Origin of the sequence: Reyranella sp., from assembly GCF_965229815.1 — a bacterium.
In the GTDB taxonomy this organism is placed as follows: domain Bacteria; phylum Pseudomonadota; class Alphaproteobacteria; order Reyranellales; family Reyranellaceae; genus Reyranella.
Window position 1 is genome coordinate 372,519 of the sequence record NZ_CBDDJN010000006.1, and the last position, 21,988, is coordinate 394,506.

The window sequence follows — 21,988 nt, forward strand, 5'->3', positions numbered from 1 at the left end:
GGAGGGCTCACGCTGACTTGGCGATGGACAGGAAGCGGTCGATGTCGGCGGGGTCGGTGTCGAAGGCCGTGACCAGGCGGTAGGCGCGCTCGCCGGGCCGGTCGGACGGCCAGGGATGGTACTGGGCTCCCTCGGCCTGCAGGGCGTCGTGGATGTGCGCCGGCAGGACGACGAAGATCTCGTTGGCGTCGACCGGATAGAGGAGCTGGGTGCCCTTGAGCGGCGTCAGCCCGGCGACCAGCCGCCGTGCCATGCCGTTGGCGTGGCGGGCATTCTCGAGCCACAGCCCGTCGGCGAGGTAGGCGTCGAGCTGGGCCGACAGGAGGCGCATCTTGGAGAGGAGATGGCCGCCCCGCTTGCGGCGGAACTCGAACTCGCGGGCAAGGTCGGCGTCGAAGAAGACGACCGCCTCGGCGGCCAGGGCGCCGTTCTTGGTGGCGCCCAGGCTCAGCACGTCGACGCCGGCCTTCCACGACAGCTCGGCCGGCGAACAGCCGACGAAGCTCAGCGCATTGGCGAAGCGGGCCCCGTCCATGTGGAGCTTGAGCCCGTGCCGATGGGCGGTCGCGGCGAGGGAGGCGATCTCCTCCGGCGCGTAGGCCGTGCCGCATTCCGTGACCTGGGTGATGCTGACGGCGGCGGGCTGCGGATGGTGGACGACGCCGTAGACCGGCTCGGCCAGCGCCTGCGCCAGCCGGCGCGGATCGATCTTGCCGGCCTCGCCGTCCAGCAGGCAGAGCTTGGCGCCCGACGTGAAGAACTCCGGCGCGTTGGCCTCGTCGACGACGATGTGCGCCTGGGCGTGGCAGTAGATGGCCCCCCAGGACGGCGTGCAGCAGGAGAGGGCGAGCACATTGGCGGCCGTGCCGGTGGCGACGGGAAAGGCCACCAGGTCCGGCTTGTCGAACAGCTCGCGCAGCCGGCGCTCGACGCGCTGCGTCCAGTCGTCGGCGCCGTAGGACGGCGCCGTGCCGCTGGTGAAGGCGCGGGTGACGGAAGCGAGGATGTCGGGATGGGCGCCGACCTCGTTGTCGCTGCGGAAGTTCATGCCTGTTCCTTGCGCCGGCGGACGGGGGCCTGGCGTCCCGCGCCGGTCGCCGTTGTCGGGGGAGAAGCCGTCATCTAGCGTCCGGCATCGGGAGGAAACTGCACCGTGCCCAGCAGCGTGCCGCTGCGCGGATCGACGATGTAGGCCGCGGCCGGACCGCCGGGCAGCTCGACGTGGACGACCAGCCGGTCGCCGGCCGCCGTCATCGAGACCACACGCGAGCCCGAGGGCAGCGCGATGCGCTCGCTGAAGGCGCCGGCTGGCGAGCGGCCGGTGTTGGGCGTAGACATGCGGCGGGCGATCTCGGCCACCACAACGATGAACCCCGCGACGAGCAGCAGGCTCATGACGATGACCAGCACCTTCAGCCAGCGCGGTGCAAGAGCCTGAGCAGAGGACGCCAAGAACACTCCATGAGCGATGCCGGCCGCCACTTCGTGACCATCGACGACAGTGCCTCGGGCGATCGGCTCGACCGCGCCCTCGCGATGGCGCTGCCGAGCCTCACGCGCAGCCGCGTGAAGGCATTGATCGAAGGCCGCCGGGTGGCGCTGGCGGACGGCCGGACGATAGAAGAGCCATCCCGCAAGGTCAAAACAGGCGAGCGCTTCGTCGTCGACATTCCCGAGCCGGAGCCGGCGGAGCCGACGCCGCAGGCGATCGACCTCGAGATCCTCTACGAGGACACCGATCTCCTGGTGCTGAACAAGCCTGCCGGGCTGGTCGTCCATCCCGCCCCGGGCAATCCCGACAGGACCCTGGTCAACGCCCTGCTGGCGCATTGCGGCGACAGCCTCTCGGGCATCGGCGGCGTCCGCCGGCCGGGGATCGTCCACCGCCTCGACAAGGATACGTCAGGCGTCATGGTGGTGGCCAAGAACGACGCCACGCACCGCGCCCTGGCCCGGCTGTTCGCCGCCCACGACCTGACCCGCATCTACAAGGTGCTGGTCTGGGGGGCGCCAACCGCACCGAAGGGGACGGTCGACGCGGCGATCGGCCGCCATCCCGTCGACCGCAAGCGCATGACGGTCCGCCGGACCGGCGGCCGGGCGGCCCTCACGGAGTACTGGGTGGAAGAGCGGTTCGGTCCGCCGATCCGGCCGGTCGCCAGCCTGATGGGCGCGCGGCTGCATACGGGGCGGACGCACCAGGTCCGCGTCCATCTGGCCCATCTCGGCTGCCCGGTCGTGGGCGATCCGGTCTACGGCCGCCGCGCGGGCAACGCGGCTGCTCCCGCCTCGTTGAAGAGCTTCGGACGGCAGGCGCTGCATGCCGCCATCCTTGCCTTCAGACATCCGACGACCGGGCGGGAGATGCGTTTTGCCTCAGAATTGCCAGAAGACTTCAAGACCTTGGTGTCAGACCTGAACGACGTTAAGTAAACCATAGTAACCGAGGGGATTAGTTGGTTTTTCTTGACCAGAAGGGCAAACGGTCCCTAGAGTCGGCTTTAGCAGTCGACGAGTGTGAGTGCTAAACGCTCGTTCAGCCACGTATCGAGAAAGGGGGAGCCTATGAGTGCTACCGCTAACCTTCCCGCCCTGCCGTCGTCCCTCACCCCCGAGGGCAATCTCAGCCGCTACCTCCAGCAGATCCGCAAGTTTCCGCTGCTGGAGCCGCAGGAGGAGTTCATGCTCGCCAAGCGCTGGCGCGAGCACGGGGACAGCCAGGCCGCCCACAAGCTGGTGACGTCGCATCTGCGTCTGGTCGCCAAGATCGCCATGGGCTACCGCGGCTACGGCCTGCCGGTCGCCGAGCTGATCTCCGAGGGCAACGTCGGCATGATGCAGGCGGTCAAGCGGTTCGACCCGGACCGCGGCTTCCGCCTGGCCACCTATGCCATGTGGTGGATCCGCGCCTCGATCCAGGAATACATCCTGCACAGCTGGTCGCTGGTGAAGATGGGCACCACGGCGGCGCAGAAGAAGCTGTTCTTCAACCTGCGCAAGCTGAAGGGCCAGATGCAGGCGATCGAGGAGGGCGACCTGTCGCCCGAGCAGGTCAGCAAGATCGCCACCCGCCTCGGCGTGCCCGAGGAGGAGGTGGTGAACATGAACCGCCGCCTGGCCGCGCCGGATTCCTCCCTCAACGCCCCGGTCAAGGCCGAGGGCGACATGGAGTGGCAGGACTGGCTGGTCGACGACAGCCCCAACCAGGAGGCGCGTCTGGCCGACAGCCAGGAGCTCGGCCAGCGCAAGCACATGCTGGCGGCCGCGCTGAAGCAGCTCACCGACCGCGAGCGGCACATCATCGTCGAGCGCCGTCTGGTCGACGAGCCCAAGACGCTCGAGGACCTGTCCGCCAAGTACGGGATCAGCCGCGAGCGCGTGCGCCAGATCGAGGTGCGCGCCTTCGACAAGCTGCAGAAGGCGATGAAGAACATGGTCGTCGAGGCGGCCAACCGCTCGGCCAAGCTCGCCGCGGCGAACTGATCGATCGACGTCTCCGGGCGGCGCGCGTGCTGCGCGTCGCCCGGTAGCGCATCGGGAAGCGGGCCCCGCCGCCCTATCTGCGGCGCGCGACCATGAAGGGGCGCCTTCCCTTGTCCCCGACCGAATGGCCCTCGGTGGCCAGAATATCGAAGCCGGCTTCCTCGATCCGCCGGCGGAGGTCGGCTGTCCGGAAGACGCCGACATGGGGAGCCTTGCCGATCGCGCGCATCACCGGCAGGGCCAGGCGGACGATCGGGTTCATTTCCCCGACGCAGGGTGTCTTGGAGATGAACAGGCCCTCCGGCGCGAGCAGCGCATGGATGCGGCGCAGCGTGCCCGGCAGGTCGCGGACGAGGTGGAGGTAGTTGAAGGCGAGGATGGCGTCGAAGGCCGTCGTCCCGGGCGCAAGGCCCTCTGCGGTCACTGTGCGGAAGGCCAGCCCCGGCACGGGGTCGGCCACGAGCTTGCCGTCGGCGATCGCGATCATCTCGGGCGAGATGTCCGTCGCCAGGTAGTCGCGCACTCGGCCGGCGAGCCGCAGCGCCGTCGTCCCCGTGCCGCAGCCCAGTTCCAGCACCCGGTCGTCCCTCCGCAGCAGGCCGGCGGTCCGGTCCAGCGTGCGCTCGTAGCCGGCAGGGTCGGCGATCGCGCTCGCGGCATATTTCCGCGAGGTCCGGTCCCAGAAACGCGCGTCGCTCGCCATGCTCATGCGATTGCTCCTGTTGCGGCGTGCCTTGCGGGCATTCCTGGGGGAAGATGCGGTGGTTGGGCGAAAGACCCGGGAGGCCACCATGACCGATACGATCCTAACGGAGACGCTGCCGTCCGGCATCGCCCGCATCGTGCTCAACCGCCCCGACACGAGGAATGCGCAGGACACCGCCTTCCTCTACGCCCTGAACGAGGCGTTCGACCGCGCCGCCCAGGACGACACGATCAAGGTGATCGTTCTCTCGGCTAACGGTCCGCACTTCTCCTCGGGCCACGACCTGCGCGAGGCCGACGGGCACGGCAACATGCGGAAGCACGAGACGGTCGGCACCTGGGGCGGCTTCGGCAAGCCCGGCGCCGAGGCGCAGTACGCGCGCGAGCAGGAGATCTACCTGGGCTTCTGCGAGCGTTGGCGCAACATTCCCAAGCCCACGCTGGCCCTGGTCCAGGGCAAGGTGATCGCGGGCGGCCTGATGCTGATGTGGCCCTGCGACCTGATCGTCGCCGCCGACGATGCCGAGTTCCTCGACCACACGGTGGCGATGGGCGTGGGCGGCGCGGAGTTCTTTGCCCATCCCTGGGAGATGGGCGTGCGCAAGGCCAAGGAGTTCCTGTTCACCGCCGACTGGATGACGGCCGAGGAGGCGCACCGGCTGGGCATGGTGAACCACGTCGTGCCACGCGCCGAGCTGGAGCCCTTCGGCATCGCCATGGCCGAGCGCATCGCCCGCAAGCCGCTGTTCGCGCTCCGGCTCACCAAGCAGGCGATCAATGCGGCGCAGGATGCCCAGGGGCGGGTGGGCGCCATGCAGACCTCCTTTGCGCTGCACCACCTGGCCCATGCCCACAACATGCTGGCGCATGGCAAGCTGGTCGACCCCACGGGATTGATGCCGGCGATAAAGAAGCACCAGAAGGCTGCGGAGTAGCGGGGGGGGCGCGCCACTCCGCTGGCGCGTCATTTTGTTGCTCGAAGGGATGATCGCGCCACTGGAGTGGCGCGCCCCCAGCAGGTAGTTTCCGCGCCACCATGAAGCCCCAGAACATCGCCCCGAAGAGCATCGCAATCGTCGGCGCCACCGGCGCGGTCGGCGTGGAGATTCTCCGCGTCCTCGAGCGGCGGAACTTCCCGGTCGCCTCCCTGAAGCTGCTCGCCTCCGCGCGCTCGGCCGGCAAGACGCTCGAGTTCCAGGGCAAACCGCACAGGGTCGAGGAGCTGACGGCCGGCGCGTTCAAGGGCGTCGACATCGCCTTCTTCAGCGCCGGCGCCACGCGTAGCCGCGAGTTCGTGCCGGCCGCCCGGGCGGCGGGCTGCGTCGTGGTCGACAACTCCTCGGCCTTCCGCATCGATCCCGACACGCCGCTGGTCGTCCCCGAGGTGAACCCCGGCGATCTCCAGCGCCACAAGGGCGTCGTCGCCAACCCCAACTGCACCGCGGCCATCCTGTCGGTCGCCGTGTGGCCGATCCACAAGGCCGCCGGTGTCCGGCGCATCATCGTGTCGACCTACCAGTCGGCGTCGGGAGCCGGCGCCGCGGCGATGCAGGAGCTCGAGGACCAGGCGCGCGACTTCGCCGCCGGCAAGGACATCAAGCGCGCGGTGTTCCCGCACCAGATCGCCTTCAACGTCTTCTCGCACAACACCAAGGTGGCCGAGAACGGCTACAACGAGGAAGAGAACAAGGTCGTCGAGGAGACGCGCAAGATGTTCGGCATGCCCGACCTGCCGATCGCGCCGACCTGCATCCGCGTCCCCGTGCTGCGCGCGCATTCCGAGTCGATCACGCTCGAGCTCGACAGGCCGCTGTCGCCCGAGGAGGCGCGCGCGATTCTGGCCAACGCGCCGGGCGTCAAGCTGGTCGACGACGCCGCGTCAAACCACTTCCCGATGCCGCTGGAGGCGAGCGGCGACCTCGACGTCCATGTCGGCCGCATCCGCCGCGACCTGTCCAACCCCAACGGGCTCATGCTCTGGGTGGCGGGCGACCAGCTGCTGAAGGGCGCGGCGTGGAACGCCGTGCAGATCGCCGAGGAGCTGGCCAAGCTCTCGGCCAAGCCGATGGCGGCGGAATAACTCAACGCAGCCGCTGGCGCCGCGGCTCTTTCGTCGGGTCTACCCTCCCGGCTTGCTGGCTGGATCTGGCTTTTTCGGCTGCGCTGGTTCGTTCTGCGAGTTGCCTTGCGACGCGTTCGCGACGGTCTGGATTTCCAGATATCGTTTGGACGCCTCTTCGAGGAGTGGGGTCTTCGGCAGGACTTTGAGCGGCGGCTTGATTTCGCCTGCGGCGTCCGCTTTGCACTCAAGCTTCCATAGATCGAGGGCAAGCTGAGCGTGGAGCTGGGAAAGGCTCGCTAACGTTCGCGACGATTGAGTCCATTCCGCTTGCGGGCCATAGAAGGCGACAACGGCAGCAGCCGCCGTTCCGAGCGCAGGGAAAATCACAGCCAGAACCCGAATGGTTCGTTGCGTCACGCCCGGGCCTTGCCCGAACTCCGTCGTACTCAGGCTAACCAACACGGTGGTCATCAAACCGAGGCCGATCGTGACCAGTGCCGCGACCTGCCAGACGTTGTACGCAGACTTGGCCCTGTCGCTCAGCAACGTTCGCTGATTGGCCAGGACCCTGCTGAGTTCCATGTACCCTCGCTCGTGGGTCGTGGGCGCACGCTGCCCGTTGGGCATGGTCTCGGTCTTCTTGTCGCGGTTCCATAGACGAGGGTTCTCCGTATACATCTCGCCGACGAAGAGCGGCAGAAACTCGACCTTGGAGATCGACTCCGTCCCGGTGCATTCGAGGATCCGACGGACGATCGAGTAGTGATCTGTCCATTCGGGTCTGCCCGATTCTTCCAAATGAGGCGGCCTGGACTCTGGTGAAGCGTCCTTGATCCGCTTGGCCGCTGCGTCAAAGCCCAGCGCCGACGCCAGCCGTATATCGGCCTCACGAGAGGTTAGTAGAACGACGACGGTGACAACGGCGACGACGCCGATGACCGCGAAGCTCAGTGCGGCAATTCGCTTCAGAATGTTCAAGAATCGCTCCCCGAGCGCCCGGTAGTGGGTTGTAGTTTGTCATCTCTACAACCGTATGATGCGGCGCGGACGAGTGCAATTCCCGTGACACCTATACCTTCTCGATCACCGCGGCCCTGAACCGCTTCATCTCGGCCAGCGTGGCGTCGACGTCGGGACGGCCGCCGAAGTCGATGTCGATTGCCGTCACGCCGGCGTCGCGCAGCGCCCGGAAGTCGGCGACGAGGTCGGCCTCGCTGCCCGAGAACAGCCGCCGCTCGCCGTCCGTGGCCTGGGGCGGCACCGACGCGCCGTAGCGCTTCACGCGGAAGGCCACGCCGACCGCGCCGGGCGCGCGCCCGGCCTCGGCCACAGCCTTGCGCAAGCGGCCGATGCCGGCGTGCAGGCGGGGCAGCGTGTCGAGGAGATGCTTGTTGTTCGAGCCGATCGGGTACCAGGCATCGCCCACGCGCGCAGCGCGACGCACCGACGGGCCGCCCTCGCCGCCGACCCAGATGGGCAGCGGCTTCTGAACCGGCTTGGGCTCGAAGGCGATACCCTCGAAGTCCGTGTAGCGGCCATGGAAGCTCGGCTCCGCCTCGTTCCACAGCACGCGGAACGCGTCGACATACTCGTCGGTCACCGCGCCGCGTTCCTCGAACGGCGTGGTCACCACGGCATCGAACTCGGTCTTGAGCCAGCCCGCGCCGATGCCGACCACCAGCCGACCGCCCGACAGCACGTCGAGCGTCGCCAGCATCTTGGCGGCCAACACGGCCGGCCGGTGCGGCACCACCAGCACCGCGGCGACCAGCCGGATGCGCGAGGTCCTGGCGGCGATCCAGGTCATGCCGACGATCTGCTCGTGCCGCTCGAGCGGCGCTTCCTCGTAGAACTGGCCGGATTCGGAATAGGGGTAGCCCGGCACCTTGGTATTGGGCAGCACGACATGGTCGGTCAGCGTCAGGTAGTCGAAGCCCATGGCTTCGCCTTCGGTGGCGAGGCGCGTCATGTCGGCGACTCCGGAGAGCGGGCCGGAATTGGGCAGGTTGAAACCGATTTGCATGCGCCGTCCCCCCGACAGCACGCCTGTCGGAACGGACCGCAGGCGAGTTTTGAACAGTCGCGACCGGGCACCCTATAGTCAACCGAACGAAAACCGAGGAAGCCGCTCATGCAAAACCGCGTTCCGCCAGTCCTTGCCAGCGCTCCGGAGCGCGCGCGCGCCGTGCAGGCGGTCCTGGACAAGCATGGTCCGGAGGCTGACAGGCGGCGCGAGCTCACGCCCGAGATGGTGGACGCGCTGGTCGGGCAGGACCTCTTGCGCATGCTGCTGCCCAAGAGCATGGGCGGGCAGGAGGTCGATCTCATCGACTACTGCAAGGCCTGCGAGGCCGTGGCCTGGGCCGATGCGAGCACGGGTTGGTTCGTCAACCAGTCGAACGTGTCGATGGCGACCTCGGCCGCCTCCATGCCCTACGAGGCAGCGGCCGCCACCTTCGAAGGGCCGACGGCCGGCCTCGCCTGGGGTGCGAAGCACGACAAGAGCCAGGCGATCCGCGTCGAGGGCGGCTATCGCCTGACCGGCACCTGGAGCTTCGCGAGCGGCGGGCGCCACACCAAGTGGCTGGGCGCGCACAGTGCCGTGCAGAACCCGGACGGCACGCCGCACATGCGCTACGGCCGGCCCGACGACCGCAGTTTCGTCTTCCTGCGCAGCCAGGCGAAGATCGTCGACGACTGGCATGTGCTCGGCCTGCGCGGCACCGGCAGCGACAGCTATACGGTCGAGGACCTGTTCATTCCCGACAGCCACGCGCCGGCGCGCGACATCCCCGACGAGCGGCGCGAGAAGGGGCCGATCTATCCGATCGGCTCGACGCTTCTCTACGCCATGGGCTTCTGCAGCGTCACCATCGGCATCGCGCGCCGCATGCTCGACACCTACGTCACCGTGGCCAAGGGGCGGCACAGCCGCTCATCGCCCATGGCGATGATCAACAACCATGCCATCCAGCGCGAGATGGCGGTGCTGGAGGCGCGGCTCTCGGCGGTGCGCGCCTTCCTGCACGAGGCGGTGCGTGAGGTCTACGACGCCTCGGCCAAGGGCACGCTCGACGTCGATCTGCGCATGCGGCTGCGCCTTGCCACCACCTGGGGCATGAACGAGGCGACCGACGTATCGATCGCCTGCTATCGCGGCGCGGGCACCATGGCGATCTCCGAGAAGGCGCCCTTCGAGCGCCGCTTCCGCGACGCCATGAGCGCCAGCCAGCACCTGCAGGGCATGTGGCCGATGGCCGAGATGGTCGGCCGGCACCTGATCGGCGCGGACAACGTGGTGCAGTTCATCTGAGGGCAGTTGCAGGAGGGTCGCTGCGCTCGCGATGACAGACTTGTCGTAACTCGTGGAGAGGAAGCCATGCCGCCCACCATCGACGTCCAGGTCCATGTCTACGAGCGCAACTATCCCGGCCGGCCGTGGCATGCCGTGCTGCACGGACCGCCCGAGGTCACCGGCGACCAGATGGTGACGGCGATGGACGAGGTCGGCGTCGCCGGCGCCATCCTGGTCTCGCCCTACACGCAGTACCGCTACGATGCGAGCTACGCGCTCGAGGTGCGGGCGAAGCATCCGACGCGCTTCGCGGTGGTGAAGCCGGTCGATCCGACTGACCCGGGCGTCGGCGAGACCATCGCCGACTGGAAGAGGACGCCGGGAACGGTCGGCATCCGCCTCATGATGGCGGCGGCGCCCGTCGCGCCGGACGATCCCGGCGTCAACCGCGTGCTGGCCGAGGCGGCGCGCCACGCGCTGCCGGTGAACGTGCTGAGCTGGGGCCGCATCGCGCAGGTCGGTCCGCTGGCCGCGCGCAACCCCGACACGCGCATCGTCGTCGATCACATCGGGCTCCAGCAGCCCTTCGAGCCGCCCAAGCCCGCCGAGCCGTGGGCCGACCTGCCGAAGCTGCTGGCGCTCGCGCAGTATCCCAACGTCGTGGTCAAGATCAGCGGCGCCGGCACGCTCGCGAAGCAGCCATTCCCGTACCCCGACATCTGGGACCCGCTGCGCCGCATCTTCGACGCGTTCGGCTTCGAGCGCTGCATGTGGGGCACCGACTGGACGCGGGCGGTGGCGTTCCTGACCTACAAGGAAGGCGTCGATGCGTTCACGACCAGCGATCGGCTCACAGACAACGAACGGTCAGCCCTCATGGGCGGCACGCTGACGAAGATCTACGGCTGGGCGCCGGGCCGCTGAGGCGCAACCCGCCGCGTCGGTGCCCGTTGCCTTCCCTCAACCAACGAAAGGGAAGGCCATGAGCAACCGGCGAGTTTTCTGCGCCCGCGGCCTGCTGGCGGCGCTCCTGGTCGCCGGCTGTGCGGTCGGCCCGGCCGGCGCCAGTTCGGGCGACGAATGGGAGGCCTTCCAGAAGAAGGTCGCCAAGGCCTGCATCGAACGGGCGATGGCCGGCGACTTCAAGACGGCGACCGCCCATGTCGATGCTTTCGGCACCGAGACCTACGGGCTCGCCCTCGTGTCCGGCACCCTGAAGTCCGGCAAGGAAGAGAAGGCGCTTTGCGCAATGGACAAGAAGAGCGGCAAGGCCGAACTGGGCGGCGAGAGCGCCAACTGGGTGACGCCGAAGCCGTAGGCGCCGGGTCGCCGGCCTATCCGCGCAGCGCCGCGGTGCGTCTGGCGTCGATGCTGCGACCGTCGGCGGCGAGCGCCACGCCGTAGACCCTCTCCGCCGCTGCCGCGCTCACGATGCCGTCGCGCACGTCGCGCAGCACCCGCTCGGGATCGCGCGTCTTCGGATCGCCGAAGCCGCCGCCGCCGGGCGAGCGTGCGCGGTAGGTCGCGGGCCCGTGGCGCTGGATGCCATACTTGGGGGCCTCGACATGGCGGCCGTCGGCCAGCGTGAGATCGACGCTGCCGCCGGCGCCCGCCGCGCCGCCGGCGACCCCGTAGCTCGAGGGCGCGCCCACGCCTTCGCCGCGGAAGGCATAGTCTGCCGTCGTGAACATCTCGACCTCGTAGTCGCAACCGGCGCCGCCGCGGAAGCGGCCGGCCCCGGCGGTGTCGCAGCGCAGCTCCTGGCGATGGAATCGGACGGGATAGAGCTGCTCGTAGGTCTCGAGGTTGGGGAGCGTGAGGCCACCCAGGGTGATGAGATGGCCGATGAGGTGAAAGCCGTCGCGGCCCTCGACGGCGCCGCCGGCCGGCGCGCCGGCCCACTGGTACATGACGTAGCGGCCGCCATCGTCGCGCAGGCCTGCCGTCACCGCGTGCACCGCCTTCGACCATCCCGCCGAGCCGCGCTCGGGAAGCGCCTGGCCCAGCGCCTTCCACATGGCATGGATGATCTCGTGGGCGACGAACACGGTGTTCATCGTCATGGGCGCGGGCGGCAGGGCGTTGACCAGCGTGCCCTCGGGCAGGCGGATCTCGACGCTGCGGAACGTGCCTTCGTTCTTGGGCAGGTCGGGCTCGAAGAACGACGACAGCGCCATGAACACAGCCGAGGTCGAGTTCGCGATCGAGCTGTTCTTGAAGCCGCGCACCTGGGGCGAGGTGCCGGCGAAATCGACGACGAGGCGGCCGGCTTCGACCGTCAGGGTGACGGCGATGCGGCCGTCGATCGGCTGAAAGCAGTCGTTGTCGACCGGCTCCTCGGCGCGCCAAACGCCGCGCGCCAGCCGGTCGAGGCAGGCGCGGAAGCGGCGGTCGGCATGGGCCAGCACGCCCTCGAACAGGCCGGCGGCCTGCTCGATGCCCAGTTCCTCGACCAGCGCCGCGAGGCGCTCGGCGCCGATCCGGGTCGAACCGATCATTGCGCGCAGGTCGCCGTCCTGGGCCTCGGGGAGACGGGTGTTGATCATCAGCAGCCGCCACAGGTCCCGGCGCGTGCGGCCGCGCTCGATCAGCTTGAGCACCGGCAAGCGGATGCCTTCGTGGAAGATCTCGGTCGCGGCCGCGTTGTAGGTGCCGGCGACGCCGCCGCCGATGTCGGCCTGGTGGGCGCGGTTGCAGGCGAAGGCGACCAGCCGGCCGCCGACGAACACCGGCCGAGCGATCACCCAGTCCGGCAGGTGGTTGCCGCCGGCCGTGTAGGGATCGTTCAGCAGGAACACGTCCTCCGGCTCGATCTCGTCCGCGAAGTCGCGCAGGATCGCCCGCACCGCGAAGCCGCCGCCGCCGGTGTGGATCGGGATGCCGTCGGCCTGGCTGATCAGCGTGCCGCCGGCATCCGCCAGGAAGCAGGAGAAGTCGTGGCTCTGGCTGAAGATCGGCGAGCGGGCGGTGCGCGTCATCACCCAGCCCATCTGGTGCGAGATGTGGTCGAGCCGGTTCTGCACCAGGGCCAGCGTGACGGGATCGAGTTCAGGGGTCATGGGTCAGCTCACGGCTGGGGGCGCGGCACTCCAGTGCCGCTCGGGCAGTGTTTCAGCGTCAGGAACGAGCGCCACTGGAGTGGCGCGCCCCCAGCGATGAGTCGACCTGACGTCGCGTGCCCGGCCCATCATGCGGTCGCTCCGATGTGAACCAGAAAGTCGTCGCGTGCGTCGACCTCGAGACGGTCGCGCGGTCCGACGAAGGCGGTGGTGGTGCGTTCCTCGATCAGCAGCGGTCCGTCGAGCGTGCAGCCCGGCCGCAGGTCGGCGCCGTCGTAGACCGGAACCTCCTGCCAGCCATGCGCCGGGTCGATCCACACCCGGCGGCGTTCGCGCGGCTTCGGCGGTGCGGCCTGGGGCGTCCGCGCGGCGGGCGGCGTCCAGTCGAGCAGGCCGCGGCCGACCACGCGCAGCGCCGTGATGTCGATGCGGCCGCCCGGCTGGATGTGCCCGAACAGGCGCTGATGCTCGGCCTCGAAGGCCGCGCGCGCCGCCGCCGCGTCGAAACCCTTGCCGAGCGCGACCCGTACCGGCCACTGCTGGCCCTCGTAGCGCAGGTCGACCTCGCGCGAGAGGACGGCCGTGCCGTCGCCGAAGCCCTCGCGGCCGAGCGCCTCGCGCGCCCGCGCCTCGAGCTGGGCGAAGGCGGCGTCGAGGCCGGCACGGTCGACCGCGTCGAGATCGGCGAGGAAGACCTGGAGATAGTCCTGGCGCACGTCGGACTGCAGCATGCCCATGGCGCAGAACGCGCCGGCCGCCCGCGGCAGCAGCGCGCGCCGGCAGCCCAGCGCGCGGGCGACCGCCGCGCCATGCATGGGCCCGGCGCCGCCGGCCGCGACCAGGGTAAAGGTCGCAGGATTGTGGCCGCGCTCGATGCTGAGCCGCTCGACCGCATGCAGGAGGTTCTGCTCGAGCAGGCGGATGACGCCCGCGGCCGCATCCTCCACCGACAGGCCGAGCGGCCGGGCGAGGCGGGTCTCGATCGCCCGGCGCGCCAGTGCGCCGTCGAGCGTCACGCCGCCCGCCAGCGGCCCCGGGCGCAGGCGGCCGAGCACGAGCTGGGCATCGGTCACGGTGGGATTCTCGCCGCCCAGCCCGTAGGCGGCGGGACCGGGGCGCGCTCCGGCGCCCTGCGGGCCGGCATGCAGCAGCCCGGCATCGTCGACCCAGGCGACGGTGCCGCCACCGGCGCCCACCGTGTGGATCTCCACCGACGGCGTCGTGAGGTGATAGCCGTCAATGGTGAGCTGGTCGGCGACCGGCACGTCGCCGTTCGCCATCACCATGACGTCGCAGCTCGTGCCGCCGATCTCCATGGAGATGAAGTTGGCGGGCTCGCCCGCCGCGCTGCAGCCGCGCAGCGCGCCGACGCCGGCGGCGGGGCCGGACAAAACCAGCATCACCGGCCGGCTGGCGACCTGGTCGACCGAGACGGCGCCGCCGTTGCTCTGGAGCAGGAGGACGGGGCGGGGCAGGCCGAGCTGGCGAAGCTGCCGGTCGAGGGCGCGCAGGTAGCTGCTGACCTTGGGCGCCACGTAGGCGCTCACCACGGCGGTCGAGCTGCGCTCGTACTCACCCATGGTCGGCATGACCTCGCTGCTGAGCGAGACCCAGTCGCCTTTCCACGCCGTGGCCAATCGCTCGCCGGCCAGGCGCTCGTGCCTGCCGTCGAGGAAGGAATTGAACAGGCAGACCGCGACCGATTCGACGCCTTCCGCCGTGAAGACCCGGGCCGCCGCCTCGACATCCTCGGCGGCCAGCGGCGCGAGCTCGGCGCCGTCGGGGCCGATGCGGCCGCGGACCGGCAGGCGAAGGTAGCGCGGGGCCAGGACCTCGGGGAAGGGCGAGCGGTGGTCCCACTGGTTCTCGCGGATGCCGCGCCGGATCTCGAGCGAATCGCGGAAGCCCTCGGTGGTCAGCAGGCCGACCCGGGCGCCCTTCTTCTCGAGGATCGTGTTGGTGGCGACAGTCGAGCCGTGAACGAACAGGCCGCAGTCGCGCAGCAGCGCGGTGAGCGGCAGGTCGAGCTCATGGGCGGCCAGCCGCAGGACGCCCAGCACCCCCTCGCTGGGATCGGCCGGGACCGACGGCGACTTGAAGATGCGGACGGCGCCGGCAGCATCGCGCAGCACCATGTCGGTGAAGGTGCCGCCGACATCGACGCCGATGCGCCAGGGGGCGACGAGAGAAAAGGGGGACGCGTTCATGCGGGAAGGCCGGAGCTTAGCGGCCGCGGCGACCGGGGGCGAGCCCCGCGGTCTGCATCCCGAGTGACCAGTTTGCACAACCCTTGGGCGCGGCTCTGGCGCCGTCCTCACTGGCAGGATGTCGGCCGGATTGCTATCAAGGCAGGGAAGAAGCGGCAGGCCGGCCATGAGATGTGCCAACTGCGCGGCGGACAATGCGCCGGGCAACAGGTTCTGTACAAATTGCGGCGGTGCGCTCGATTCGGCCTGTACCCAGTGCGGACGGGCCTTGTCGCCCGCGGCCCGATTCTGTGGCTGGTGCGGGGCGCCGCGCGAATCGTCGATGCCACTCGCCGAGCTCCATGGCGAGCGCAAGCAGGCGACGGTGCTGTTTGCCGATATCGTCGGCTCGACCGAGCTTATTGCCGGCCTCGACGCCGAGCAGGCGGCTGACCGGCTCCAGCCCCTGATCGCGAGCATGATCGAAGCGGTTCGCCGCTTCGACGGAACCGTCATGGGAAAGACGGGCGACGGGCTGAAGGCGATCTTCGGCGCGCCGCGCGCGCTCGAGGGGCACGCGCTGCTGGCCTGCCAGGCGGCTCTCGCCATGCAGTCGGCGATGGCGTCACAGCCCGAGCCGGTCCCGGTGCGCATCCGCGTCGGCCTGCACTCCGGCGAGGTCGTGGCCGGTGCCGACCCTCGCGAACTGGAGGCGCAGGGCATCACCCTGCACATCGCCAGCCGGCTCGAGCAGGCGGCGGAACCGGGCGGCATCCTCATGAGCGCCACGTGCCGCGAGCTGGTCGGCGCCTACTGCGACACACTGACGGCCGGCTGGCGTCTCCTCAAGGGCATACCCGCGCCCGTCGAGGTGTTTCGTCTCATCGGGTTGAAGACAGGAAGTGCCGCCGACCGGTTCAGCGATTCGAACCTCGCGCCGATCCGCGGGCGGGAGAGCGAGCTCGACATGCTGAAGCGGGCGCTGCTCGACGCGGAGCGGGGCGCCGGAAGCGTGATCGGCATCGTGGCGCCGCCCGGCATCGGCAAGAGCCGCCTCTGCTTCGAGTTCGCGGAATGGTGCCGCCAGCGTCACGTCGATGTCTACGAGGCACGGGCGCATATCTTCGGCAAGGCGACGCCGCTGCTTCCCATTCTGGAGCTGATGCGCGCCTTCTTTCGAATCACGACCGGCATGGATCCCGTCGTCGCGCGCCGGCAGATCGAGGACAGCCTGCTGTCGCTCGACCCGTCCTTCGTCGCCGACGCGCCGTTCCTGGCGGATTTCCTGGGCGTTCCGCTGCCGGAGATTCGGGATCAAAGCGTCGATCCGACGGCACGCCATGCGAGGCTGCGCCAGCTCGTCGCCCGGATGGTCAAGGCCGAGGGCAGGCCGCTCTCGGTCGTCATCTTCGAGGATCTTCATTGGCTGGACGAACCCAGCCAGGACTTCCTGAAGACCATCGTCGAAGCGGCCGCCGGCACCAACTTCCTGGTGCTGCTCAACTACCGTCCGGCCTGGGAATGTCCCTGGCGCGACCTGCCGCACTTTCGTCAGCTGGCGCTCGTGGAGCTGGAAGGGTCCGACATCGAGACCCTGGTGGAGGATCTCGTCGGCGACGAGCCGGCGCTGAGGAAGACCGTGCTGCGGATCGCCCGCCAAAGTGACGGCAATCCATTCTTCGCGGAGGAACTCGTGCGGGCCCTCGTCCGCAGCGGTGTCCTGGTCGGCGAAAGCCATCACTACCGGCTGGGATCGAAGGATTCCGACGAGCCGATCCTGCCGCCGACGATCGAGGCCGCCATCGGCGCCAGCGTCGACATGCTCCCCGAGCAGGAGAAGACCCTGCTCCAGATCGGCGCCGTGATCGGCAAGGAGTATCCGGCGGCCCTGGCCTGCGCGGTCGCCGGCCTGTCCCGTCAGCAGGCCGGCGAGCTGTTCGGCCGGCTGTCCGCGCTGGGGCTGATCAAGGCCTGTTCGACGGCCAATGGACCCGGCTTCGTCTTTCGGCATCCCCTGATCCAGGAAGTGACCTACGCCATGCAGCTTCGGTCGCGAAAGGCGGCCCTGCATGCTGCCGTGGCGCACGCCATCGCGCACAGCGAGTGGGGGCTGCAGGACGAGTTCGCCGCGCTGCTGTCGCATCACTATGAGGCCGCCGGCCAGTCCATTGCGGCCGCGCGCCACCTCGTTCGGTCGGCGGCATGGGTCGGCCGAACCAACACGTCGGAAGCCTTCCGCCAGTCGAGGAAGACCCGCCGGCTTCTCGGCTCGCAGGTTGCCTCCCGAAATGTCGAGGTGATGCGCGCGGTCGCGAGTGCCGCGGTCCTGACGTTCGGCTGGCGGGTCGGCATGACAGCGGACGAGGCCGAACCGTACACGGAGGAGGCGCTGCGCTACGCGCGCGAGTTCGCCGATGACGAGGCCGGGCCGGAAGTCCTGATGCAGTACGGCCGCTTCAAGGCGTCGACGGGGTCTGCGGACGAGTACGCGGCCTTGATGGAGGAAGCGCTGGCGATGCCGGCGACCGACCTCGGGCGCATCGCCACCATCCAGGCGTGCCTCGCGCAGGCTCACTGGATGAGCGGATTCCTGGAGAAGGCGGAAGCCGCCTGCAATACGGCACTCGAGACCCTGGCCGTCCGCCGGCGGCTCGGCATCAACGGCATCGTCGGCCTCGACGCGCCGCCTCATACCTCCTTCGACGTCGAGCACTGGATCAACTGCCTGAAAGCCCAGGTCCTGGTGTGGCTCGGTCGCTTCGACGAGGCGGATATCCTGCTCGAGGACGCATTTCGCGCCGAGGGCACGCACCGGGAAGCCCCGGTCGTGCAGTACATCGCCCACCTGGCGTCGGTGGAACTGGCCTGTCATCGTCGGGATCCGGTCGCTGCCCGGCGCCACGCCGACCGGATTCGCGCCTATGCCGACCAGTCGGAGATCCCGTATCTGCGCGTCAACGCGTTGTTCGCGTCGGCGCGTGCCAAGACGTCGTTCGACGATTGCGCCGAAGCGGCGCGCGACCTGCAGGCGTGCCTGGACCTGGCGGCCGCCGCGAACGCGGGACGCGAGCACCAGTCGTACCTGCTGGCCGAGCTCAGCTACGCTCAATATGGCAGCGGACTGCACGCCGAGGCCGCGGCGACCGCGCGTGACGCTCTGGAGATGGCGCACCGCCGCCACCATCGCCTCGCCGAATGCCTCGCAAGCATGATCTACGCCGCGGGCAGTGCCGTCAGTAACGCATCGGTTGTAAATCTTGAAGTCGAGCAGTATCTTGCGCGGGCCGAGGATCTGGTCCGGGTGACCGGCGCTTCGCTGCTGGCGAGGCGACTGGAGATGCTGCGGGGCGACGTGAGATTGCGCGTGACCCAGCGGGCCCTGGAGGGCCAGACGGGATAAACTGCGAGACAGGGGGCATCATGGGTGGACTGGTCAGCGACAGCGCCACGCGGGACGTGATCGCGCAGATCAATGCTCGCTTCGAGGCCGGCGATGCGATCGCCGAGGCGGCCGCACTGCAGAAGAAGTTCAAGGTCTTCTCGAAGGAGCACAGCCTGTACGACAGCTGGCTGGTGTTGGGAATCAGGGCTTCCGATCCGCCGGAGCGGACGCGCTGGAAGAAGTGGACCGAGGTGACCCTGAGAGGCTACCCGTCGGATATCGATGCGCTTGATGGCCACGACCGGCTTGTGAAGGCGTTCCAGGAAAACCTGGAATCCGACAATCCGCTGCCGATGTTCTACAAGCATCACCTCATCGCTGACGACAAGCGGGTCCTCGTTTCGGGTGGACAGGGCCCGTACTTTTCGCTGGCGGAGCATGTGGTGATGTCCATTCCGATCAAGCAATCCAGCGGCTGACGAAGCGATGGTCGCGCCGGCCGCCCTGGCGCCGGTGCATGCCGGGATCGAGGCCTACTACGGCGCCAAGATCGCCTTCCACGGAGCGACGCCGCGCGGCGTCGACTGGACGTGCGCTCCAACCCAGGAGCTTCGCTTCATCCAGCTCCTGAAAGTCTGCGACTTTGCGCGGCCGTTCTCGCTGAACGACATCGGATGCGGCTATGGCGCCCTGATCGGCTTCATCTTGCGCCATCATCCGCGGGCAGACATGGACTACCTGGGCGTTGATCTGTCGCCGGCAATGATCAGGCGCGCGCGGCGCCGTCATCGCGCGGCGGACCGACGGCGCTTCGTCGTTGGCTGCGACATTCCGCGGACCGCCGACTATGCCGTCGCCAGCGGCATCATGAACGTGATGCTCGACCAGCCGCGGGAACTCTGGGAGGCCTTCGCCGCCGATACGCTGGAGCGCATGCGGGCATCGAGCCGGCTGGGCTTCGCCGTGAACTTCCTGGCCGAGAAGCCCGACGGGAGTCCGCCGGGCCTCTATCGCACCGACCCGGCGCGCTGGACCTCGTTCTGCCGCGAGACGCTGCGCTGCGACGTCGAGCTCGTCGAGGGTTACGGGATGCGCGAGTTCACCATCCTCGCGCGCCCCGCATAGCCGCCTTCAACTCCTGATCATCACCTCGATCAGGGTCGGCCCGTCCGTCCGGGCGAGCGCCTGGTCGAGGGCGGCGTCGAAGCCCGCTGCCGAGTCGACGCGCTCGGCCGCCAGGCCGAAGCCGCGGGCGATGCCGGCGATGTCCATCGGCGGATCGTTGAAGTCCATGCCGATCGGCTTGTCGTTGCCGTGGAACAGCTTCAGGCGGTTCTTGAGGATCTGATAGCCCTGGTTGTTGGCGATCACGAAGATCACCGGCAGCTTCTGGTTGGCGGCGGTCCACAGCGCGGTGATCGAGTACATGGCGCTGCCGTCGCCGATCACCGCCACCACGCGCCGCTTGGGCTCGGCTACCTGCACGCCGACCGCCGCGGCGATGCCCCAGCCGATGCCGCCGCTCACGTTGCCGAAGAAGCTGTTGCGATCGCGGAAGGGGAAGTAGTGGAACAGGGTCGTCGTGCTGGTGAGGCCTTCCTCGACCAGGATCGCATCCTCGGGCATCTTCTCGCAGAGCCGCATCATCGCCCATTCGGCCGGCAACGGCTTGCCGGCGTCCGGCGCGGCCAACTTGACCTTCCTCTGCGCGCGTTGGGCGCTCCAGTTGCGGGTCGCGATCTCCGCCAGTGACGCCTTGGCCCTGTCGGCGAGGGCGCTGCCGCCCAGCCTGGTGAGCAGCGGCACCAGCGCCTTCAGCGTCTCCTTCACGTCGGCGCGCAGCGCGATCTCGGCCGGGAAGTTCTTGCCCATCTCCCAGTCGCGCAGCCCGACCATGGCGACGGACGTCGTCTCGGGCAGCGGCTCGGTCTCGCTCCACACCGACATCTTCAGCACGTCGGCGCCGACGCAGAACATCAGGTCGTAGTCGGAGAGGATGCGCCGCACGTTCTTCTGGTCGCGGTTCAGCGCGCCGAGATAGGCCGGATGCTCCGAGGGGAAGTGGGCACCCCACGCCACGGTCTGCTGCAGCACCGGCGCGCCGAGCACCTCGGCCAGCGCGGCGGCCTCGGCGAAGGCGTCGGAGGTGGCGATCTCGTGGCCGGCCAGGATGACGGGCTGGCGGGCGGACAGGAGGCGCCGGGCGAGGCTTTCGAGCGCCGCATCCGACGGGCGCACGGCGGTGTCGACACGGGTTGCGGCGCCCATGTCGACCGCGGCCTCGTTGTTCAGGATGTCGCCGGGCAGCGAGATGAAGACCGGGCCGGTCGGCGCCGTGGTCGCGACCTTGGCGGCGCGGCGCAGGATGCGCGGCAGGTCCTCGATGCGGTTGACCTCGGTCGCCCACTTGACGACCGGCTGGGCGATCGGGACCAGCGGCGCGTAGAGCAGGGGCTCGGTGAGGCCGTGGCCCTGTTCCTGCTGGCCCGCGGTCACGATCATCGGCGTGCCCGACATCAGCGAGGTGTAGATCGAGCCGATCGCGTTGCCGAGGCCCGGCGCGACATGGACGTTGCACGAGACCAGCTTGCCGGACGCCCGCGCATAGCCGTCGGCCATGGCGATGACCACGGCTTCCTGCAACGCCAGCACGTAGCCCATCTCCGGCGCCGAGGAGAGCGCGTGCATGATCGGCAGCTCGGTGGTCCCGGGATTGCCGAACATCTTGCTGACCCCTTCGTCGCTCAGGACGCGCAGGAAGGCATCGCGGCCGGTGATCGTGTTGGGAACGGGGGCGTCGGGCATGGTTTCCTCCTTGGACACCGTACGGTAGCGTGGCCCGCCGGTGCGTGAAATGATGCCGGCCGATCCGCCTCCCCGGTCCGCCGCAATGCGAAAGGAAGCATGACCGACCTTGCCGCCAGGGTGGCGCGACTGCCGTTCTGGCAGGCGCCCGTGGAGATCGCGCCGCTGGAGGGCGGGCTGACCAACGTCTCCTTCGTCGTGACCTGCCGCGACGAGAGGTTCGTGGCCCGCTGCGGCGAGGACATTCCCGTCCACCATGTCTTCCGCGACCGTGAGCGGGCCGCGTCGCGCGCGGCCTACGAGGCGGGCCTGTCGCCGGAACTGCTCCATGTCGAGGGCGACATCACCGTGCTGCGTTTCATCGCCGGCCGCACCTTCGCGGAGGAGGACCTGCGCGCCGACGTGGAGCGGCTGGCGGCGCTGCTCGGGGAGTGCCATGCCCGGGTCGGGCGCCACGTCCGCGGGCCGGCCAACATCTTCTGGGTGTTCCACGTGATCCGCGATTACGTCTCCCGGATCGACGCCGATCGCGCCTACCTGGCGCTGGCTGACCGGCTGGAGCAGCTGCAGGTGCCGATGCCCATCGTGTTCGGCCATCACGACCTGTTGCCCGGCAACGTCATGGACGACGGCAACCGGCTCTGGCTCATCGACTGGGAGTATGGCGGCTTCGGCACGGCCATGTTCGACCTCGCCAACTTGGCGTCGAACGGTGGCTACGGGCCGGCCGAGGACGAGGCCCTGCTGCATGCCTATTTCAAGGGCAGCGTGGATGACGGGCTGCGGCGTGCCTTCGCCGCCATGAAGGCGGCGAGCGCGCTGCGCGAGGCGCTGTGGGCGATGGTGTCGGACGTCCATCTCCGCACGCCCGGCGTCGACTACAAGGCGCACGCCGCAATTTACCTGGCGCGCTTCGAGACCCTGATGGCGATGCCGGCGCTGCGATCTCCCTCATAGCGTGTGAGGCGGCCCGCTCCTTGCATGCTCTCCCGCAGTTCGGGAGTTCGCGTC

19 protein-coding genes and 1 pseudogene are annotated in these 21,988 nt (G+C 69.2%); 12 read left to right on the forward strand and 8 right to left on the reverse strand.

Annotated elements, in window-relative coordinates:
• Positions 1–7 precede the first annotated feature (7 nt).
• On the reverse strand, positions 8–1,048 hold the full coding sequence (locus ACO073_RS13095; protein WP_421997883.1) for a threonine aldolase family protein: 1,041 nt from the start codon (positions 1,046–1,048) through the stop codon (positions 8–10).
• Positions 1,049–1,122: 74 nt separating this feature from the next.
• Positions 1,123–1,452, reverse strand: coding sequence for a DUF6476 family protein (locus tag ACO073_RS13100; RefSeq protein ID WP_421997884.1), 330 nt, complete (start codon positions 1,450–1,452; stop codon positions 1,123–1,125).
• Between the two features lie 9 nt (positions 1,453–1,461).
• Here ACO073_RS13100 and ACO073_RS13105 point away from each other — a divergent pair, with 9 nt between their 5' ends.
• The gene (locus ACO073_RS13105) at positions 1,462–2,433 is read left to right on the forward strand and encodes an RluA family pseudouridine synthase (protein WP_421997885.1); all 972 of its coding nucleotides are present in this window, start codon (positions 1,462–1,464) and stop codon (positions 2,431–2,433) included.
• A 132-nt stretch (positions 2,434–2,565) separates the two neighbouring features.
• Complete coding sequence (gene rpoH / locus ACO073_RS13110; protein ID WP_421997887.1) at positions 2,566–3,483, forward strand: RNA polymerase sigma factor RpoH; 918 nt, start codon at positions 2,566–2,568, stop codon at positions 3,481–3,483.
• 73 nt (positions 3,484–3,556) lie between these two features.
• Here rpoH and ACO073_RS13115 read toward each other — a convergent pair whose 3' ends face one another.
• Positions 3,557–4,192, reverse strand: a complete 636-nt coding sequence (locus ACO073_RS13115; RefSeq protein ID WP_421997888.1) for a class I SAM-dependent methyltransferase — start codon at positions 4,190–4,192, stop codon at positions 3,557–3,559.
• Between the two features lie 82 nt (positions 4,193–4,274).
• Here ACO073_RS13115 and ACO073_RS13120 point away from each other — a divergent pair, with 82 nt between their 5' ends.
• Positions 4,275–5,123 carry an enoyl-CoA hydratase gene (locus tag ACO073_RS13120; RefSeq protein ID WP_421997890.1) on the forward strand — a complete coding sequence of 283 codons (849 nt, stop codon included), beginning with the start codon at positions 4,275–4,277 and terminating at the stop codon, positions 5,121–5,123.
• Between the two features lie 101 nt (positions 5,124–5,224).
• Positions 5,225–6,268, forward strand: coding sequence for an aspartate-semialdehyde dehydrogenase (locus ACO073_RS13125; protein ID WP_421997891.1), 1,044 nt, complete (start codon positions 5,225–5,227; stop codon positions 6,266–6,268).
• Positions 6,269–6,307: 39 nt separating this feature from the next.
• On the opposite strand, the gene ACO073_RS13130 is transcribed toward ACO073_RS13125, so the two are convergent.
• Complete coding sequence (locus ACO073_RS13130) at positions 6,308–7,228, reverse strand: hypothetical protein (protein WP_421997892.1); 921 nt, start codon at positions 7,226–7,228, stop codon at positions 6,308–6,310.
• 91 nt (positions 7,229–7,319) lie between these two features.
• The gene (locus ACO073_RS13135; protein WP_421997894.1) at positions 7,320–8,273 is read right to left on the reverse strand and encodes a TIGR03619 family F420-dependent LLM class oxidoreductase; all 954 of its coding nucleotides are present in this window, start codon (positions 8,271–8,273) and stop codon (positions 7,320–7,322) included.
• A gap of 108 nt (positions 8,274–8,381) precedes the next feature.
• On the opposite strand from ACO073_RS13135, the gene ACO073_RS13140 reads away from it, so the two are divergent.
• The 3 genes from ACO073_RS13140 to ACO073_RS13150 all read left to right on the forward strand — a co-directional run bounded on the left by ACO073_RS13140 (position 8,382) and on the right by ACO073_RS13150 (position 10,863).
• Positions 8,382–9,563, forward strand: a complete 1,182-nt coding sequence (locus ACO073_RS13140; RefSeq protein WP_421997895.1) for an acyl-CoA dehydrogenase family protein — start codon at positions 8,382–8,384, stop codon at positions 9,561–9,563.
• Between the two features lie 66 nt (positions 9,564–9,629).
• On the forward strand, positions 9,630–10,469 hold the full coding sequence (locus ACO073_RS13145) for an amidohydrolase family protein (RefSeq protein WP_421997896.1): 840 nt from the start codon (positions 9,630–9,632) through the stop codon (positions 10,467–10,469).
• Positions 10,470–10,527: 58 nt separating this feature from the next.
• Complete coding sequence (locus ACO073_RS13150) at positions 10,528–10,863, forward strand: hypothetical protein (RefSeq protein WP_421997898.1); 336 nt, start codon at positions 10,528–10,530, stop codon at positions 10,861–10,863.
• 16 nt (positions 10,864–10,879) lie between these two features.
• Here ACO073_RS13150 and ACO073_RS13155 read toward each other — a convergent pair whose 3' ends face one another.
• Both ACO073_RS13155 and ACO073_RS13160 read right to left on the reverse strand, forming a co-directional pair.
• Positions 10,880–12,604, reverse strand: coding sequence for a hydantoinase B/oxoprolinase family protein (locus tag ACO073_RS13155; RefSeq protein WP_421997899.1), 1,725 nt, complete (start codon positions 12,602–12,604; stop codon positions 10,880–10,882).
• Positions 12,605–12,732: 128 nt separating this feature from the next.
• Complete coding sequence (locus ACO073_RS13160) at positions 12,733–14,811, reverse strand: hydantoinase/oxoprolinase family protein (protein ID WP_421997900.1); 2,079 nt, start codon at positions 14,809–14,811, stop codon at positions 12,733–12,735.
• Positions 14,812–14,977: 166 nt separating this feature from the next.
• On the opposite strand from ACO073_RS13160, the pseudogene ACO073_RS13165 reads away from it, so the two are divergent.
• The 4 genes and pseudogenes from ACO073_RS13165 to ACO073_RS13180 all read left to right on the forward strand — a co-directional run.
• A pseudogene (locus tag ACO073_RS13165) lies at positions 14,978–15,103 on the forward strand (double zinc ribbon domain-containing protein); the annotation flags it as partial.
• Between the two features lie 30 nt (positions 15,104–15,133).
• Positions 15,134–18,190 carry an ATP-binding protein gene (locus tag ACO073_RS13170; protein WP_422002134.1) on the forward strand — a complete coding sequence of 1,019 codons (3,057 nt, stop codon included), beginning with the start codon at positions 15,134–15,136 and terminating at the stop codon, positions 18,188–18,190.
• A 20-nt stretch (positions 18,191–18,210) separates the two neighbouring features.
• Positions 18,211–18,651 carry a hypothetical protein gene (locus tag ACO073_RS13175; protein WP_421997901.1) on the forward strand — a complete coding sequence of 147 codons (441 nt, stop codon included), beginning with the start codon at positions 18,211–18,213 and terminating at the stop codon, positions 18,649–18,651.
• Positions 18,652–18,658: 7 nt separating this feature from the next.
• Positions 18,659–19,297, forward strand: a complete 639-nt coding sequence (locus ACO073_RS13180; RefSeq protein WP_421997902.1) for a methyltransferase — start codon at positions 18,659–18,661, stop codon at positions 19,295–19,297.
• 6 nt (positions 19,298–19,303) lie between these two features.
• Here ACO073_RS13180 and ACO073_RS13185 read toward each other — a convergent pair whose 3' ends face one another.
• Complete coding sequence (locus ACO073_RS13185) at positions 19,304–20,977, reverse strand: thiamine pyrophosphate-binding protein (protein ID WP_421997903.1); 1,674 nt, start codon at positions 20,975–20,977, stop codon at positions 19,304–19,306.
• A 99-nt stretch (positions 20,978–21,076) separates the two neighbouring features.
• Between ACO073_RS13185 and ACO073_RS13190 the strand changes: the two genes are divergently transcribed.
• On the forward strand, positions 21,077–21,934 hold the full coding sequence (locus ACO073_RS13190) for a phosphotransferase (protein ID WP_421997904.1): 858 nt from the start codon (positions 21,077–21,079) through the stop codon (positions 21,932–21,934).
• Positions 21,935–21,988: the final 54 nt, after the last annotated feature.

Coding starts and splice junctions, on each gene's coding strand:
- ACO073_RS13160 (WP_421997900.1), bottom strand. CDS start 14,811: ATGAACGCGTCCCCCTTTTCTCTCGTCGCCCCCTGGCGCATCGGCGTC.
- ACO073_RS13190 (WP_421997904.1), top strand. CDS start 21,077: ATGACCGACCTTGCCGCCAGGGTGGCGCGACTGCCGTTCTGGCAGGCG.
- ACO073_RS13140 (WP_421997895.1), top strand. CDS start 8,382: ATGCAAAACCGCGTTCCGCCAGTCCTTGCCAGCGCTCCGGAGCGCGCG.
- ACO073_RS13155 (WP_421997899.1), bottom strand. CDS start 12,604: ATGACCCCTGAACTCGATCCCGTCACGCTGGCCCTGGTGCAGAACCGG.
- ACO073_RS13125 (WP_421997891.1), top strand. CDS start 5,225: ATGAAGCCCCAGAACATCGCCCCGAAGAGCATCGCAATCGTCGGCGCC.
- ACO073_RS13105 (WP_421997885.1), top strand. CDS start 1,462: ATGAGCGATGCCGGCCGCCACTTCGTGACCATCGACGACAGTGCCTCG.
- ACO073_RS13175 (WP_421997901.1), top strand. CDS start 18,211: ATGGGTGGACTGGTCAGCGACAGCGCCACGCGGGACGTGATCGCGCAG.
- ACO073_RS13180 (WP_421997902.1), top strand. CDS start 18,659: ATGGTCGCGCCGGCCGCCCTGGCGCCGGTGCATGCCGGGATCGAGGCC.
- ACO073_RS13185 (WP_421997903.1), bottom strand. CDS start 20,977: ATGCCCGACGCCCCCGTTCCCAACACGATCACCGGCCGCGATGCCTTC.
- ACO073_RS13120 (WP_421997890.1), top strand. CDS start 4,275: ATGACCGATACGATCCTAACGGAGACGCTGCCGTCCGGCATCGCCCGC.
- ACO073_RS13135 (WP_421997894.1), bottom strand. CDS start 8,273: ATGCAAATCGGTTTCAACCTGCCCAATTCCGGCCCGCTCTCCGGAGTC.
- ACO073_RS13150 (WP_421997898.1), top strand. CDS start 10,528: ATGAGCAACCGGCGAGTTTTCTGCGCCCGCGGCCTGCTGGCGGCGCTC.
- ACO073_RS13115 (WP_421997888.1), bottom strand. CDS start 4,192: ATGAGCATGGCGAGCGACGCGCGTTTCTGGGACCGGACCTCGCGGAAA.
- ACO073_RS13095 (WP_421997883.1), bottom strand. CDS start 1,048: ATGAACTTCCGCAGCGACAACGAGGTCGGCGCCCATCCCGACATCCTC.
- ACO073_RS13170 (WP_422002134.1), top strand. CDS start 15,134: ATGCCACTCGCCGAGCTCCATGGCGAGCGCAAGCAGGCGACGGTGCTG.
- rpoH (WP_421997887.1), top strand. CDS start 2,566: ATGAGTGCTACCGCTAACCTTCCCGCCCTGCCGTCGTCCCTCACCCCC.
- ACO073_RS13145 (WP_421997896.1), top strand. CDS start 9,630: ATGCCGCCCACCATCGACGTCCAGGTCCATGTCTACGAGCGCAACTAT.